Here is a 14,482-nt window from a genome sequence, read left to right as displayed (position 1 = left end):
CGTCACCTGCGCAGGGAAATTCCGCACGCACCGTTGTCCATAGCCAGACGACCCTCACCTCAAGGCCCAGGTTCCATGTCCCACCCTCGCATCGGCTTCGCCTGCCAGTACCGGCACTCCATTCGCGACCTGTCGCTGGCCGACTTGAAGGTCATCGAGACTGCGTTCAACCCCCGTACCACCACGTTGCGCTGGATGTCTGGGGTGGAGCCCAGGATTGCCCAGGCCAAATTGATGGAAGTGGTGACCCACAACCTCGACGCGCAATTGCGCCTGCTGGCCTACGTGGCTGACCTGCCGCCGACCCTGCGCATGCTGCGCCTGAGCAGCGACCTGCTGCCGTTCTACAGCCATGCCGATGTGCGCGCCTTTTACCAGGCCCCGGCCATGCAGCAATGGCTGGGTGAGCGCTTCGCCGCTATTGGCGAGTTGGCGCGGGCGGCGGATATTCGCCTGTCGTTTCACCCCGGGCAATTCTGCGTACTGGGCTCCGACAAGCCAGGCGTGGTGGAGAACAGCCTGGCGGAATTTGAATACCACGCCGACATGATCCGCATGATGGGTTACGGCGTTCAGTTTCAGGACTTCAAATGCAATGTGCACATTGCTGGTCGCCTGGGCGGGGAGGGTGTGCGTGCAGTCTGGCCACGGCTTTCGGACGTGGCGCGCCGTTGCATTACCTTCGAGAACGAAGAAAAAACCTACGGCGTTGATGACTGCCTGCAATTGGCCGACCTGGCGCCGGTGGTGCTGGATATCCACCATTGCTGGATCAACGAGAACGACTACATCGCCACGGATGACCCGCGGGTGGCGCGCATCATCGACAGTTGGCGTGGGGTGCGGCCGGTGATGCATTACTCGCAGCCCCAGGAGCGTTTGCAGCAGCTGGGTTTCGGTGCCGACCAGAAGCTGGAAATGACGGACTTGCTTGACGTACTGCCCAAGCGTGACCTGTACGCCCACAGCGAGCGCATGTGGAACCGCTGGACCAACGCCTACGCGCTGCAGTTCAGCGAGCGCTTCGACATCATGTTTGAAGCCAAGGACAAGAACCTGGCGGTGCTCGACTTCTACCGCCAGTACCTGGCTTGACGAGCCTGTTAGCAGCGGCCATGAGGGCGCTGCTACGGAAAATCGTGGAAGCACCTGTTTTCAAAACATTTTTTTGCATTTGGGCTTCCCAAGTACGAAACAAGCTGGTAAATTTGCGCCCTGTCACCGAGACACACCAGTGACAGTCAAAAACGAGTGCCAGCCACTCGCAGCAACAGATACAGGGGCGTCGCCAAGCGGTAAGGCAGCAGGTTTTGATCCTGCCATGCGTTGGTTCGAATCCAGCCGCCCCTGCCATTCATATCATCTTGTTCATCACTCAGCTTCCTAGGCACCCAGTGTCGTAGGGGTTTTTCCGTGCCTGGTAGCCAGGAATATATCAATCCCAGTGATATCCGCTACCACCCCAATGAATTTCAACCCGCCGTACCTCGGGCGTAAGTTTGACCCATGGCCTCACCGGCCCCAGCCAAACCACCGACTTCGAGGACTACCGCCATGAACTTCAATCTCTTTTCCGTGATCGCCGCCTCCGCCGTTTCCGCCACCGTTGCCCTGCCTGCCCACGCCAGTGCGCAGATTCAGGAACGCAAGGCGGCTGTCAGCAGCTACACCCAGCAATACCTGCAGAAAAGCGCCAATTTCTACGCCGCGCTGGACCACAAGGTTCAACACTGATCCGCATTGAGCTAGCCCAGTGGCCGCCTGGCGCTGGGCTACAATCAAAAAAGTCGATGACCGCCATTGATCTTTGTCACTGGTTTTCGACCCCGCGATACCCGATGCTGTCCGCCTGAATTCGTTCCACGGAGCCTTGATCATGGCCAGTGCCCTGCTTTCTTCCGCCCGTCAGGGCGCCTACCTTGCCATCGGCCTGTACGTGGCCGTGATGCTCGCTGCTACCCTGGCCACCCAGCTCGTAGTGGGGTAGCAGCGGACCTGGCCGCGTCCCGGGCGCCGCGTGGTGCCAGGCATACCGTACGGCGCGCGCGGATTCGCTGCTCCAGCCCGTTCAACGAGCCATGATGGCGGTGAACAGCGATGATTCGATGAAGGCCTCGATCCACTCGCGAACCCGCGGGTAGGGCGCTTGGGCGAACCACGCCGGGTCCACGCCGCGAAACTGGCGAACAAAGGGGGCGATGGCTGCGTCGGCTAGGCTCATGCGTTCGCCGCATAGCCAGGCGCCTCGTTCAAGGCGGCCTTCCAGCACCCGCAGAAACTCACAGCCCTGGTCCCGGTAATACGTCATGGGGTGTTCAGGGTAGCGGTCGGCATATTTGTAGCGGTTCAGCGCCTGCTTGAAGGGGCCATCGTTGCCGGCCAGCAACGTTGCCATGGCGTCGGCATCGGCCTGCAGCCAGCCGTCGGGGTCGTTGCTCGCCAACGCCCAGCGCATGATGTCCAGGCTCTCGTCAATGACGCGGCCGTCGTCCAGCAGCAGCACCGGCACGGTGCCCTTGGGCGATGCGGCGAGCATGTCGGCGGGCTTGGCCTTGAGGCTCACTTCGCGAATCTCCACGGCCACGCCGCTGTAGCGCAGCGCCATGCGCGCACGCATGGCGTAGGGGCAGCGGCGGAATGAATACAGAATCAACCCACCACCTCCACACTGCTCAAGCCGTTGCCCTGGCGCTTGACCTGGATCTGCACCGGGATGCGTTCGTGCATTTCCTGTACATGGGAGATTACCGCTACCTTGCGGCCTTGGGCTTGCAGGCCGTCAAGGGCGTCCATGGCCAGTTGCAGTGATTCGGGGTCGAGGCTGCCGAAGCCTTCGTCGATGAACAGCGATTCAATGCGCAGGGTGCTCGACGCCATGGAGGCCAGCCCCAACGCCAGCGCCAGGGAGACCAGGAAGGTTTCACCGCCGGACAGTGAATGCACCGAGCGCAGTTCGTCGCCCATTTCCGTGTCCAGCACCAGCAGGCCCAACATGCTGCCGCCACGCTTGAGCCGATAGCGGCGCACCAGTTGGCGCAGCTGCGCGTTGGCATGGTGCACGAGCAGGTCGAGGTTATAGGCCTGGGCCAGTTTGCGGAATTTCTCCCCTTCGGCCGAGCCGATCAGGGCGGCCAGGCGGGCCCAACGCTGGTACTCGGCGTAGGCCTGGTCGATCTGCACCTGCAACTGGGCGTGGGCGGCCAGGCGGCGCTGGTCTTCGACTTGGCCGGCGCGCAGTTCGGCGCAGGTTTCCTCGCAGGCGCTGCATTGCTGGTGCGCCTGCAGCAGGCTGGCTTCCAGTTCCTCCCATGCGACAGCGCCGTTGGCTTGGGCCTGGTGGGCCTGGAAGCGCTGTTCGCGTTCCTGCACCAGGACGCGGGCCTGTTCCACGGCCTTGTCGGCGTTGTTCAATTGCTGGCGCAGTTGCGCGACCTGTTGTTCGTCGATGGCCAGCAGGGCCGTCAGCCCGGCGTCGTCGAGCTGCGGGTGCTGCTGGCGCCAGGCGGCGAGGCTGGCGTCCAGCGTGGCCAGGGCTTCGCTCAATTGGTGTTGGCGCTGCTGCTGGGCCTTGAGTTCGCTGGCCAGTTGCACCGCTTGGGTCTCGGCAGCCTGCTGTTGGCCAGCGGCGTCGGTTTCGCCCGCACGCGCCTGGTTGACGGCGCGCTCAAGGGCGCTTTGCCAGGCGGCCGCATTGGGCTGCTCGCCCAGCAGGGCGCTCAGGCGTTCGCTGATGGCCTGGCGCTGCTGCTGACACTGGGCCAGTTCATCTGCCTTGGCCTTGGCCTGTTGTTCGCGGCCCTGTTGCAGCAGGCGTTCGTGTTCCAGGCGCTGGCGACGTTCGTCATGTTCCTGCTGCTCTTCACGTTGCTGTTCGCGTTGCTGCAAGCGTTGGCTGACACCGTTGTCGAGCGCCATGAAAGTGGCGGCGGGGCTGGTCAGCAGTCCGTCGCGCTCGGCCGCCGTCAGCACGTCGGCAAACGCCAGCAGTTCCTCATCCAGCCGTTGCTGGTCGCTGTGCAGGTGTTGGCGCTGTTCGGCCAGCAAGCGGCCGGCATCCTGGCTGGCCTGCTGGGCTTGTTGCAGCTGTTGTTGCAGGTGGCCGGCCTGTTGTTGCAGGTTCAGCAGCGCGCCTTGTTGCTGTTCCAACGTCTGGATGCGCTCGGCCGCCGCCTCTTGTTGCTGGTTCAGCCACGGGGCGTCGTGCTCGACGGCGAACAGCGGGTGGCCGTGCAGCAGGGGCTCAACGGCCTGCAGTTGGCCTTTAAGCTGTTCATCCTGCTGTTTGTACTGCTGTTGCTGATCGCGCAGGGCAGCCACTTCCACGCGCAACTCGGCCAGGCGCGCGGCGAGTTTTTCCACCCCTTGGCGGGCGCTGCGCTCTTCGCTGTCGTCGTGGCCGGCCAGGGCCTGCAACAAGGCTTCGCGCTGGTGCCAGGGGTGTTCGGCGCTGCCGCAGACCGGGCAGGGCTGGTCGGGCTGCAACTGGCCGCGCAGCTCTTCGACGCTGGCGCTGCGGGCCAGGCGCTGGCGGTTGAGCAGGGCGACGGTGATGTCCAGTTGCTGCACGGCGACTTCGTGTTCGCCCTTCAGCTGCAGGCCCTCGCGGGTGCGCAGTTCGCGTTGCTCGGCGGCCCTGCGTTGCTGTTCGGCGAGGGTCTGCTGCTGGGCCAGCAACTCCTGATGACGCTGCCAGTGCCGTTGCAATTCCTCGATGCTGCGCAGGTGCTGGCGGCTTTCCTGGACCTGGCGGGTCAGGGTGCCCAGGCGTTCCGCCAGTTCATGAGGGGCGCAACCGGCCTGTTGGTACAGGGTGTCCAGCGCCCGTTGCTGCTCGGCCAGTTGCTGGCCGTTGGCCTCGGCGCGTTGTTCCAGGCCTGGTAACTCTTCACGGCCCTTGATCAGGCGGGCGCTGAGGGTGATTGCCTGTTGCAGGCGCGGGCGCCACACGCCCCAGGCGTCGGCCAGCGGCCCCATGGCCTGGCTGGCCTGCAGGTGTTCGGTGATAGCGTTCAGGCGCAGGGTGCTGGCCTGCTGGCTATGTTCCAGGTGCTGGATGGCCGCGCGGCCATGGTCGCGGGCCTGCTCGGCGGCGGCCAGGGCCGCCTGCAGCGGCGCGGCCTGTTCATCCAGGCGGGCCAGGTGGCTTTGTTCGTCGAAGGCCTGGCGCAGGGCGGGCGCGGCCTTGGCCTGGGCGTCGAGGGCGGCGCCCAGGGCGTTGTGCGCCTGTTCCCGGGCGTGTTGCAACTGTGCCTGGCGTTGCCGCAGGTGGTCGCTGGCCTGCTGATGGTCGTGGATATGCGCCGCCAGCGGTTGCAGTTCGGCATTCAGTTCGGCCTGGCGGCTGAACAGGTGGCGTTGGGGGGCCAAGGTGTCCAGGCGCACCAGGGTATCGCGTTGCTCGCCCAACTGCTGCGCGCGCTGCTCGGCCTGCTGAAGTTGCTCGGCGGCGGCCTGCTGGTCGCCTTGCAGGCGTTGGCTTTCCTGGTGCCACTGGCGCTGCTGTTCGAACTGCTTGAGGCGCGCCTGCTCGGTGCGCAGCTGGCCAAGGGCTTCGCTGTACTGCTGGTCCAGGGCCTCGCGGTCTTCGGCAGACAGGGGGGCGGTGTTGCCCACCTGGTCTTGCAGTTGCTTGTGGGCGTCCCGGGCGTCACGGCTCTTTTCGAAGGCACGTTTGCCCAGGCGGGTGTACAGGGCCGTGTCGGTGAGCTTTTCCAGCAGTTCGCTGCGCTCGTTGTCGTCGGCCTTGAGGAAGGCGCTGAATTCGCTCTGGGCCAGCAGCACGGCACGGGTGAACTGCTCGAAGTTCAAGCCCAGGCAGGTTTCCAGCAGGCCCTTGTATTCGCTTTTCTGGCTGGTCAGCAGTTGGTCGTTGTCCAGGTCTCGCAGGCTCTGGCGGCTGTGCTGCAACTTGGCGCCGGCCTTGTCGCGGGCGCGGTTGGCTTCCCAGCGCGCGCGGTAGCGGCGCCCGTCGATGCCAACGAAATCGACCTCGGCGAAGCCTGCCCCGGTACCGCGACGCAGCAGGGTGCGCGGGTCGCCGGTACTCAGTTCGCCGTCCACGTCCGGCACCTTGCCGTCACGGCCGGTCTTGCTCAGCCGCGGCACCGCGCCAAACAGCGCCAGGCACAAGGCGTCCAGCAGGGTGCTTTTGCCTGCGCCGGTGGGGCCCGTGATGGCGAACAGGCCGGCACTGGCCAGGGGCTCGGCGGTGAAATCCAGCTCCACGGGGCCGGCCAGAGAGGCCAGGTTCTTCAGGCGAATGGCGAGGATCTTCATGGCTGCTCTCCTTGCAGTTGCACTTCCTGCAACAGCAGGGCGAAGTCATCCAGGGTGGCGGTGTCCACTTCGCTGCCATAGGTGTCCAGCCACGCGCGGCTGAACAGTTCCTGGGGGCTGAGCTGGTCCAGTTCGATCAGCGGCGTGTCGCCTTCATCGCTGCCACGGCTGCCAGCGTATTCGGCGCCGATGCGCACCAGGCGCACGGCTTTGTTCTGCAGCGCGGTCTCGATCTGCTGGCGCAGGTCCGGTTGCGGTTCATCGAGTATCACACGTACCTCCAGCCACGGCTGGTGGGTGAGGTCGGCCAAGAGGTCGACCTGGGGAAGCTCGGCCAGTTTTTCCAGCACCTCCTGCAACCGCGCGGGGCCCAGGCGAACCAGGTCCACGGCACGGGGGATCAGGTGCGGTTCGACGCTGAGCAGTTGCTCGCCGTCGCAGTGGATTTCGAGAATCTGGTGCGGGTAGTCCACTTCCGAGAACGACAGTGGGATGGGCGAGCCGCTGTAGCGGATGCGCGACTCGCCATTGACCTGCTGGGGCTTGTGCAGGTGCCCCAGGGCCACGTAGCTGATGCTGTCGCCGAACAGGCTGGCGGGCAGGGCTTCGGCGCTGCCGATCACCAGGCTGCGTTCCGAGTCCACCGACACCGAGCCGCCGGCCATGTGCGCGTGGCTGATCGCAATCAGGGCCTGGCCGGGCTGGCGCTTGGTTTCGGCTGCGGCGATCAGGCGTTCGTGCACGTGGGCGATGCCTTTGATGTAGTCGTCGCCCAGGGTGGCGCCGGTGACTTCGGCCGGGCGCAGGAAGGGCAGGGCCAGGCACCAGGCCTTTACCGTGCCGCTGGCGTCGGGCAGTGGAATGAGCAGGCGTTCGCTGTCCAGCTGGCCGTCATCCAGCCATACCACGCGGCCCAGTGCGTGAGTGCGCAGGCGGCGCATCAATGGCGCGGGCAGCTCGATGCGCGAGCCGGAGTCGTGGTTACCGGCGATCATCACGATGGTCAGCGCGGGCTGTTGTTCATGGGCGTTGACGATGAAGTCGTAGAGGCGTTCCTGGGCTTTGACCGGCGGGTTCACGGTGTCGAAAATGTCCCCGGCGATCAGCAGCACGTCGGGCTGGCGCTCGCCCAGGCGGGCCAGCAGCCAGGCCAGGAACGCGGCGTGTTCGAAGTCGCGTTCCTGGCCGTGGAGGCTTTGGCCCAGGTGCCAGTCGGAGGTGTGGAACAGACGCATCGGGTAAATCCTTGGTTAACTCGTCGTGGAACAGAGGGTAACGCGTTGCCCGGTCCCACAGGGTTCAATCATCGGGCCGGCGGTGGCTTCATTTGGGGTACAGGGGCGGCAAGGTGCTGTTGTCCGGGCTGGCCGGTTGCACGGCTTCGCACGCCGGAATGGTGCCGATGGCGCGCCACAGTTCCTGGCCTTGCCATTGTTGCCCGGTCTCGCTGTAGAGCGCGCCGTTGAGGCCGTCCAGGGCGTCGGACAGCGGTACGAAACGCGCGGCCATGTCGGCCAGGGTTTCCGGTTGCTGGCGCGCCCAGGCGTCCAGGGCCTGGCGGGTGGCCTGGGGGTCGTTGGCCAGGCAGGCACGCTTGAGGTCGTCGAGCAGGGTGCGCGGGCTGGGCCCGGTCTGCGCCGTGCGGGCCACGGCGGGCTGCGAACGGGCACGCCACCACAGCACGAAGCCTGTCAGGGTGGTCAGGGCCAGCACCAGGGTGCTCAGTTGCCAGGGCCACAGCAAGGGTTGCTCGCCGGTGCCGGTGGCGGGGGTATCGATGGCCATGGCCGGGTTCGGCGCCACCTGCAGGGTGCGCGCCGGCAGGCTGGTGTGGTCCAGGTGGTCTTCCAGGGTGTTCCACCAGACCACATCGACGCTGGGTACTTCAATGGCCCCGTCGCGGGCCGGCACCAGGGCTTCACGCTCGTCACGGCTGCCGATCAGCCCGCGCTCGCTGGTGCTGTTGCTCAGTTGCGCCTGGTCAGGGTAGCGGCGCAGGGCGGTGCTATCGGTGCTGGGCAACGGCGGCAGTTGCGCGGCCGACAGGCCCTCGGCCTTGACGCTGATGGTGCGGGTCAGCGAATCGCCCACTTGCACGTGGTCAGGCTCGGGGTTCCAGCTTTCCGTCAGCGTCAGGCTGCGCGTCGGCAGCCAGGGGGCGTCGGCCGGGTAGGCGGCGGGCTTGGGCTTGACCGTGAGGTTCAGGGGCGTGGTGCTGACATGCACCACTTGCCCCGGGTGCGGGGTGTTGCCGCCGGCATCCTGGCCTTGGGGCGCGGGCGCGACCTCGGTGGCGCTGAAGGTCAACGCCGGCACCTGCAGGCTGCCGCTGTGCTGCGGGTAGATGGCGTAGCGGGTTTCGATCACCCCATGGCGCACGCCATTGATGAGTTTTTCATAGGTGCGGGACTCGCCCACCGGCTCGATGCGGGCATCCGCCAACTGCAGGGGCGTCAGGTTGCTGTCATCGTACAGCGACACCGAGTGGTACACCCGCACGGTCAGCAACGCCTGGGCCTGCACGTAGACGCTGTCGCTGTCCAGGCTGGCCTCGATGGACACCGGCGCCTCGGTGTTGGCATCGGGCGCCTGGCCGGCCTGGACTTGCACGCTGATAGGCTCACTGCGCAGGTCGCCGATCTGCAGCGCCGGGATCACCACGGTGCCGGTCTGGCGTGGCAGCAGGGTGATCAACCAGCGCGTGGTGGCCTGGCTGTCGGCGCCCAGGGTGCGCAGCTGGTTGACCTGGCGCGTGTCCCGCACCTCGAAGGCGCCATCCAGCGCGGAAAGGTCGGGCTTGCCGAACTGGGTGACATCGCTGGTTTCCAGGGTCAGCACCAGGGTTTCGCCCACGTCCAGGCGGGCCCGGTCTACGCTGGCGGTCAGCACGGCGGCGTGGGCCTGGCTGGCCAGGGTGGCCATCAGCAGGGTGAGGGGCAGGACGCTTGCGCGACTCATCGGGTCTTTTCCTGATGCTGTTGCTGTTCGTACCAGAATTTGCGCCGCAACAGTTCCGACGGGTTGTCGGGTATCTGCCGCAGCCATTGTTCCAGGGCCTGGCGCTGCTCGTCATTGAGGTCGCCGTCGGCCGGTGGCTGCGGGGCAAACACCGGCGTCTGGGCGTCCGGGGTCTGGTTGCTGGTATCGGCACTGTCATTGTCGCGGGGGGCCGCGGTGTTGCTGGTGGTGCTCTGCGCCTGGGGTGGCTTGTCCTGGGGGGCGCTTTCGCTGGGTTGTGCCTGCTGCTGGGCGGCGGCATCGGGCTGGCCGTTTTGCGCCGGGGCGGTGGCGGCGCTGGCGGCATTGCGCGCGGCCTCGGCGGCTGCGTCGGCGGCGGCCTGGGCCTGGCGTCGCTGCTGGTTGAGCAGTTGTTCCACCAGGGCTTTGTTGCGCAGGGCCGGGCCCAGGTCGGCCTGGCGTTCCAGGGCCTGGTCGTAGGCATCCAGCGCTGCTTCCAGCTCCCCACTCATGGCCAGGGCGTTACCGCGATTGTAATGGTCGCGGGCTTCGTTGCCTTCGGCGAAGCGCTGGGCGGCAGCGGCGTAGTCGCCGGCCCGGTACAGGGCGATACCTTGCCATTGCGGGTCCTGGAAGCTGCGGGCGGCTTCGGCGGGGCGCTGCTGGTGCAGCAGGCGCTGGCCCTGCTGGTCGGGGCGCAGCCACAGGTCTTGCCAACTGGCGGCGAAGCTGTGCTGGGGCAGGCACAACAGCAGTGGCAGGCAGAACAACCAGCCGCGACGGCCGGCACAGGCGGCCAGCAGCAACAGCGGCAATAACAGCCAGTAGCCCTGGTCGGCCCAGCTGTCGAGTTGCACGGTCTGGCCATTGCTGCGCAGGCTCAGTGGGCCGTCGAGCAGGCCCAGTTCGCCCAGGTCGTCGTCTTCCAGGTGGGCCTGGCGGTAGGCACCGTGCATTTCGCCAAGGAAAGTCTTCAGGCCGATGCTGTCCAGGCGCGGCATCAGGATCCCGCCCTGGGCATCCTTGAGGTAGTCGCCGTGTTCGTCGCGCACGGGTGCCCCGTCCCGGGTGCCGATGCCCAGCATCAGCAAGGGCGGGTCCTGGCGGTCGAGGCGCTGGATGAGGCCGTCACGCTCCGCGTCGCTGAGTGACGAGCCAATCAACAGCAAGCGGCCTTGGCCCAGGCCCGCCTGGTGCAGCAGGGTCAGGCCCTTTTCCACGGCCAGGTCAGCCCGGTGGCCGCTTTGCGGCATGATCGACGGCTTGACCGCATCCAGCAGATTGCGGCTGGTGGCCAGGTCGTCGGAGAGCGGCACCAGCACATGGGCGGAACCGGCATAGACGATGATCGCCGTCTGCGAGTCGCGGCGCGCCTGCAGCAGGTCAAGCAGCTTGCGCTTGGCCTGCTCCAGGCGGTTGGGTGCCACGTCGGTGGCGAGCATGTCCGGGGTCAGTTCCAGCATCACCACCAGCGGGTCGGCGGGCTTCTGGCTGGTTTGCTCCACACGCTGCCAACTGGGGCCCAGCAGCGCCAGCACGGCCAGCAGCCAGGCCAGGCCCAGGGCTACCCAGGGCGTCTTGCTGCCACGGCCGCTACCGCCGCGCAGCAGCGTGGCATGGAAGGCCTGGGGCAACAGCAGTTGCCAGCGGCCGGTGCGTTTTTCCCGGTGCCAGACTTTCCACAGCAACCAGGCGAGCACGGGCACCAGCAACAGCCAGGCGGGCCGGAACCAGTGGGGCCACAGGGCGATCATCGGCGCCTCCGCAGGCGCAGGCGCTTGAGCCGTTCGCGCCAGTCGCTGGCAGGCGGCAGGTAGGTGCGGCGCTGCATCAGGCGCTGCCAGGGGGCACTGGGCCATTGCTCGCGCACCACCCATAGCAGGCTGATCAGCAGGGCGGCGGCCAGGGGCCAGTTGTACAGGGCCTGGACAGGGCGTGCCTGGGTCGGTTGTTGGGTGACTGGCTCCAGACGGTCCAGGGCTGCGCCGATGGCCTTGAGCTCGTTACCGTCGCGGGCTCGGAAATACTGGCCGCCTGTCATGCGTGCGATTTCGGTCAGGCTGGCTTCATCCAGGTCCATGGTCGCGTTGATGCCAAGCATGCCCACCGCGCCGTCTTCGGACGGGTCGGCGCCGATGCCGATGGTGTACACCTTCACGTGCTCCTCGGCCGCCAGCTTCGCAGCGGTGAGCGGGTGGATCTCGCCGCCGTTGTTGGCACCGTCGGTGACCAGGATCAGCACCCGGCTCTGCGCCGGGCGCAGGCGCAGGCGCTTGAGGCCCAGGCCGATGGCGTCGCCTATTGCAGTGTTCTTGCCCGCGATGCCGATGCGCGCCTCGTCCAGCCAGGTGCGCACCGTATGCCGGTCGAAGGTCAGCGGGGCCTGCAGGTAAGCCTGGCTGCCGAACAGGATCAGACCCACGCGGTCGCCCTTGCGGTTTTCCAGAAAGTCACCCAACAGGCGTTTCACCGCGGTCAGGCGGCTCACGTCTTCGTCGTCCCAGTGCATGTCGGGGTAGTCCATGGAGCCGGACACGTCCACTGCCACCAGCAGGTCGCGGCCACTGGCGGCGATGGGCAGCGGCTGGCCCAGCCATTGCGGGCGGGCCGCGGCGGCCAGCAGCAACAGCCATAGCAGAATGAAGGGCGCCTGCTGGCGCCAGCTCGGCAAGCTGATGCGCGCGCGGCGCCGGGCCAGGCCTTCCAGCTCATGGAGGAAGGTGACTTTCAGTGCCGGCTCGCCGCTGTCGGCCACCGGCAGCAGGGCACGCATCACCCAGGGCAGCGGTGCCAGCAGAAAAATCCACGGCCAGGCGAACTCAAACATGTTTGCGGATCCAGGTCTCGACCGAGTGGTTCAGGCCCGCGATGGCCTTGTCGTCGAGTTTGCATTCGGGTTTGTAGGCGCCTTCCACCAGCACCATCCAGCGCGTCAGGCCCGCGGCCGGGCAGCGGTTGTCGAGGAACGCCAGCCATTGACGGCCGTTGAGCGTGTGGCTGTGGGCGTTGGGGTAATGGTTGCGGCACAGGCGTTTGAGCAGGGCATTGATCTGCTGCAGCCAGGCACCGGCGGGGGCTTTGTCGTAGGGTTTGGGCAGGCGCGCCAGTTCTGCCAGGGCTTCCTGGCGTACCGGGTCCAGCGGTTGCTCCTGGACTTGCTGGGCCTGGCGCCTTGGCAGGAAACGGCGCAGCCGCCACAAGCCCCAGGCCAGTACCGGAAGCAGGGCTAGCAGCACCCACCAGCCAGGCGCCGGCGGCCACAGGCTGATGGCCGGTGGCGGGATCAGCGGTTGCAGGTCGGCCAGGCTGCTCATTGGCTTTTGCCCGGTTTGTGCGGGTTCAGGTAGGCCCGCAGCTGTTCGATCATTTCGCTCTGGGTGCTCAGGGAGATCATCAGCACCCGCAGCTTCTGCGCCAGGCGCTCCCAGCGGGCGATACGCGCCTCGCTCTGGGCGCGGTAGGCCTTGCGCAGTTCCGGGTTGAGGGTGTCCAGTTCCAACTGCGCGTCGTTCTGGGCAAAGCGCAGCAGTCCCGCGGCGGGCAGGGCGTGGTCCAGGGGGTCGGACAAGGGCAGCAACAGCAGGTCGCAGTGGCGCGACAGCAAGCTCAATTGTTGCTCGGCGGCGCTGCTCAGCGCCCGTTCGTCACAGATGATGAATGCCAGGCTGCCCGGGCGAAGCACTTCCCGGGCGCGGCGCAGGGCCATGCTCAAGGCTTCGTCGTCGTGGCGGCGGTCGGTGTGCAACGACTGGTTGACCCGCACCAGGCGGTTGAGCAGTTGCAACAGGCTTTGCTTGCTGCGCCGCGGCTTGACCTCGTAGAACTCGCCGTCGCCGTACACCAGGCCGCCGATGCGGTCATTGTGGCCCAGCGCTGCCCAGCCGATCAGCGCGGCGGCCTGGGCGGCCAGCACCGACTTGAACATCAGCCCCGAGCCGAAGAACAGCCGCTGGCTTTGCTCCACCAGGATGTAGATGGGCCGTTCACGCTCTTCGTGGAACAGCTTGGTGTGCGGTTCCTGGGTACGGGCGGTCACGCGCCAGTCGATGCTGCGCACGTCGTCGCCGGCCTGGTACACGCGCACCTGGTCGAAGTCCACGCCGCGCCCGCGCAGCTTGGAGTGGTGCAGGCCGATCAGCGGGCTGCGCTGGCCGGGGGTGGAGAACAGCTGCACTTCGCGCACGCGGTGGCGCATCTCGATCAGTTCGGCGAGGCTGACGCGAATGCCGGGTTCGGCCTGCAGTGGGGTCGGCATGGTGGTCAAGCGACGGCGACGACGTCGAGAATGCGCTGCACTACCCGGTCCTGGTCGATGCCAGCGGCTTCCGCCTCGAAGGACAGGATAATGCGGTGGCGCAGTACGTCGAACAGCACGGCCTGGATGTCCTCGGGGCTGACGAAGTCGCGCCCGGCAAGCCACGCATGGGCGCGCGCGCAGCGGTCCAGGGCGATGGAGCCGCGAGGGCTGGCGCCGTAGGCGATCCACTCGGCCATCTCGGGGTCGAACTTGCTGGGGGTGCGGGTCGCCATGACCAGTTGCACGAGGTATTCCTCCACGGCGTCAGCCATGTACAGCCCGAGGATTTCCTTGCGTGCGGCAAAGATGGCCTGCTGGCTGACCCGCCGCTCGGGCTTGGTTTCGCCGTTGAGCGCTTCGCCCCGGGCCTGCTGGAGAATACGCCGCTCGACGGCGGCATCGGGGAAGCCGATTTTCACGTGCATCAGGAAGCGGTCGAGCTGGGCTTCGGGCAAGGGGTAGGTGCCTTCCTGCTCGATGGGGTTCTGGGTGGCCATGACCAGGAACAGCGGGGACAGCTCGTAGGTGCTGCGCCCCACGCTGACCTGGCGCTCGGCCATGGCCTCCAGCAAGGCCGATTGCACCTTGGCCGGGGCCCGGTTGATCTCGTCGGCCAGCACCAGGTTGTGGAAGATCGGCCCCTGCTGGAACACGAAGCTGCCGGTTTCCGGGCGGTAGATCTCGGTGCCGGTGATGTCGGCGGGCAGCAGGTCGGGGGTGAACTGAATGCGATGGAACTGCGCCTCGATGCCCTCTGCCAGTTCCTTGATGGCCTTGGTCTTGGCCAGCCCCGGCGCCCCCTCGACCAGCATGTGGCCGTCGGCGAGCAGCACGATCAGCAAGCGGTCGATAAGCTTTTCCTGGCCGAGGATCTGGGTAGAGAGAAAGGTTCGCAGCGCGATGAGCGCTTCACGATGTTCCATCGATGAAGGTTCCTGGAAAGGGTGGCCG

General features: G+C 66.6%; 11 protein-coding genes and 1 tRNA gene. 3 read left to right on the top strand and 9 right to left on the bottom strand.

Annotated features, from left to right (window positions below; translation table 11 throughout):
* Positions 1–75: 75 nt before the first annotated feature.
* The 3 genes from uvsE to QBK88_RS26315 all read left to right on the top strand — a co-directional run bounded on the left by uvsE (position 76) and on the right by QBK88_RS26315 (position 1,734).
* Positions 76–1,095, top strand: a complete 1,020-nt coding sequence (gene uvsE / locus QBK88_RS26325) for a UV DNA damage repair endonuclease UvsE (RefSeq protein ID WP_277964342.1) — start codon at positions 76–78, stop codon at positions 1,093–1,095.
* Between the two features lie 183 nt (positions 1,096–1,278).
* Positions 1,279–1,353, top strand: a tRNA-Gln gene (locus QBK88_RS26320).
* Between the two features lie 201 nt (positions 1,354–1,554).
* A complete protein-coding gene (locus QBK88_RS26315) occupies positions 1,555–1,734 on the top strand; it encodes a hypothetical protein (RefSeq protein ID WP_158157658.1) in 180 nt (59 codons plus the stop codon).
* A gap of 334 nt (positions 1,735–2,068) precedes the next feature.
* Here the strand turns inward: QBK88_RS26315 and QBK88_RS26310 are convergent, their stop codons facing one another.
* From QBK88_RS26310 to QBK88_RS26270, 9 genes are all read right to left on the bottom strand, one after another.
* On the bottom strand, positions 2,069–2,653 hold the full coding sequence (locus tag QBK88_RS26310; protein WP_277964341.1) for a glutathione S-transferase: 585 nt from the start codon (positions 2,651–2,653) through the stop codon (positions 2,069–2,071).
* Positions 2,650–6,276 carry an AAA family ATPase gene (locus QBK88_RS26305; RefSeq protein ID WP_277964340.1) on the bottom strand — a complete coding sequence of 1,209 codons (3,627 nt, stop codon included), beginning with the start codon at positions 6,274–6,276 and terminating at the stop codon, positions 2,650–2,652. Before QBK88_RS26305 ends, QBK88_RS26310 begins: the two co-directional genes overlap by 4 nt.
* Entirely contained in the window at positions 6,273–7,511 is a 1,239-nt protein-coding gene (locus QBK88_RS26300; protein WP_277964339.1) for an exonuclease SbcCD subunit D C-terminal domain-containing protein, read from the bottom strand. The genes QBK88_RS26305 and QBK88_RS26300 overlap by 4 nt, the downstream gene beginning before the upstream one ends.
* Positions 7,512–7,599: 88 nt before the next feature.
* Positions 7,600–9,234, bottom strand: coding sequence for a BatD family protein (locus QBK88_RS26295; RefSeq protein ID WP_277964338.1), 1,635 nt, complete (start codon positions 9,232–9,234; stop codon positions 7,600–7,602).
* A complete protein-coding gene (locus QBK88_RS26290; RefSeq protein ID WP_277964337.1) occupies positions 9,231–10,988 on the bottom strand; it encodes a VWA domain-containing protein in 1,758 nt (585 codons plus the stop codon). The genes QBK88_RS26295 and QBK88_RS26290 overlap by 4 nt, the downstream gene beginning before the upstream one ends.
* Positions 10,985–12,061 (bottom strand): vWA domain-containing protein, encoded by a 1,077-nt coding sequence (locus QBK88_RS26285; protein ID WP_277964336.1) that lies wholly within the window; start codon positions 12,059–12,061, stop codon positions 10,985–10,987. The genes QBK88_RS26290 and QBK88_RS26285 overlap by 4 nt, the downstream gene beginning before the upstream one ends.
* A complete protein-coding gene (locus QBK88_RS26280; RefSeq protein ID WP_268144315.1) occupies positions 12,054–12,548 on the bottom strand; it encodes a DUF4381 domain-containing protein in 495 nt (164 codons plus the stop codon). Before QBK88_RS26280 ends, QBK88_RS26285 begins: the two co-directional genes overlap by 8 nt.
* Positions 12,545–13,489 carry a DUF58 domain-containing protein gene (locus QBK88_RS26275; RefSeq protein WP_268144313.1) on the bottom strand — a complete coding sequence of 315 codons (945 nt, stop codon included), beginning with the start codon at positions 13,487–13,489 and terminating at the stop codon, positions 12,545–12,547. The genes QBK88_RS26280 and QBK88_RS26275 overlap by 4 nt, the downstream gene beginning before the upstream one ends.
* Before the next feature lie 5 nt (positions 13,490–13,494).
* Positions 13,495–14,454, bottom strand: a complete 960-nt coding sequence (locus QBK88_RS26270) for an AAA family ATPase (protein WP_158157649.1) — start codon at positions 14,452–14,454, stop codon at positions 13,495–13,497.
* Positions 14,455–14,482 lie beyond the last annotated feature (28 nt).

The organism is Pseudomonas sp. RIT-To-2, assembly GCF_029623465.1.
Lineage (GTDB): Bacteria > Pseudomonadota > Gammaproteobacteria > Pseudomonadales > Pseudomonadaceae > Aquipseudomonas > Aquipseudomonas silvicola.
Note: the sequence above shows the minus strand (reverse complement) of the source record. Positions and strands in the feature narration are given on the sequence as shown.

What these genes read in the sequence shown, in the direction of transcription:
- QBK88_RS26280 (WP_268144315.1), bottom strand. Translation starts at nt 12,548, where the DNA reads ATGAGCAGCCTGGCCGACCTGCAACCGCTGATCCCGCCACCGGCCATC.
- uvsE (WP_277964342.1), top strand. Translation starts at nt 76, where the DNA reads ATGTCCCACCCTCGCATCGGCTTCGCCTGCCAGTACCGGCACTCCATT.
- QBK88_RS26300 (WP_277964339.1), bottom strand. Translation starts at nt 7,511, where the DNA reads ATGCGTCTGTTCCACACCTCCGACTGGCACCTGGGCCAAAGCCTCCAC.
- QBK88_RS26275 (WP_268144313.1), bottom strand. Translation starts at nt 13,489, where the DNA reads ATGCCGACCCCACTGCAGGCCGAACCCGGCATTCGCGTCAGCCTCGCC.
- QBK88_RS26305 (WP_277964340.1), bottom strand. Translation starts at nt 6,276, where the DNA reads ATGAAGATCCTCGCCATTCGCCTGAAGAACCTGGCCTCTCTGGCCGGC.
- QBK88_RS26315 (WP_158157658.1), top strand. Translation starts at nt 1,555, where the DNA reads ATGAACTTCAATCTCTTTTCCGTGATCGCCGCCTCCGCCGTTTCCGCC.
- QBK88_RS26295 (WP_277964338.1), bottom strand. Translation starts at nt 9,234, where the DNA reads ATGAGTCGCGCAAGCGTCCTGCCCCTCACCCTGCTGATGGCCACCCTG.
- QBK88_RS26285 (WP_277964336.1), bottom strand. Translation starts at nt 12,061, where the DNA reads ATGTTTGAGTTCGCCTGGCCGTGGATTTTTCTGCTGGCACCGCTGCCC.
- QBK88_RS26290 (WP_277964337.1), bottom strand. Translation starts at nt 10,988, where the DNA reads ATGATCGCCCTGTGGCCCCACTGGTTCCGGCCCGCCTGGCTGTTGCTG.
- QBK88_RS26270 (WP_158157649.1), bottom strand. Translation starts at nt 14,454, where the DNA reads ATGGAACATCGTGAAGCGCTCATCGCGCTGCGAACCTTTCTCTCTACC.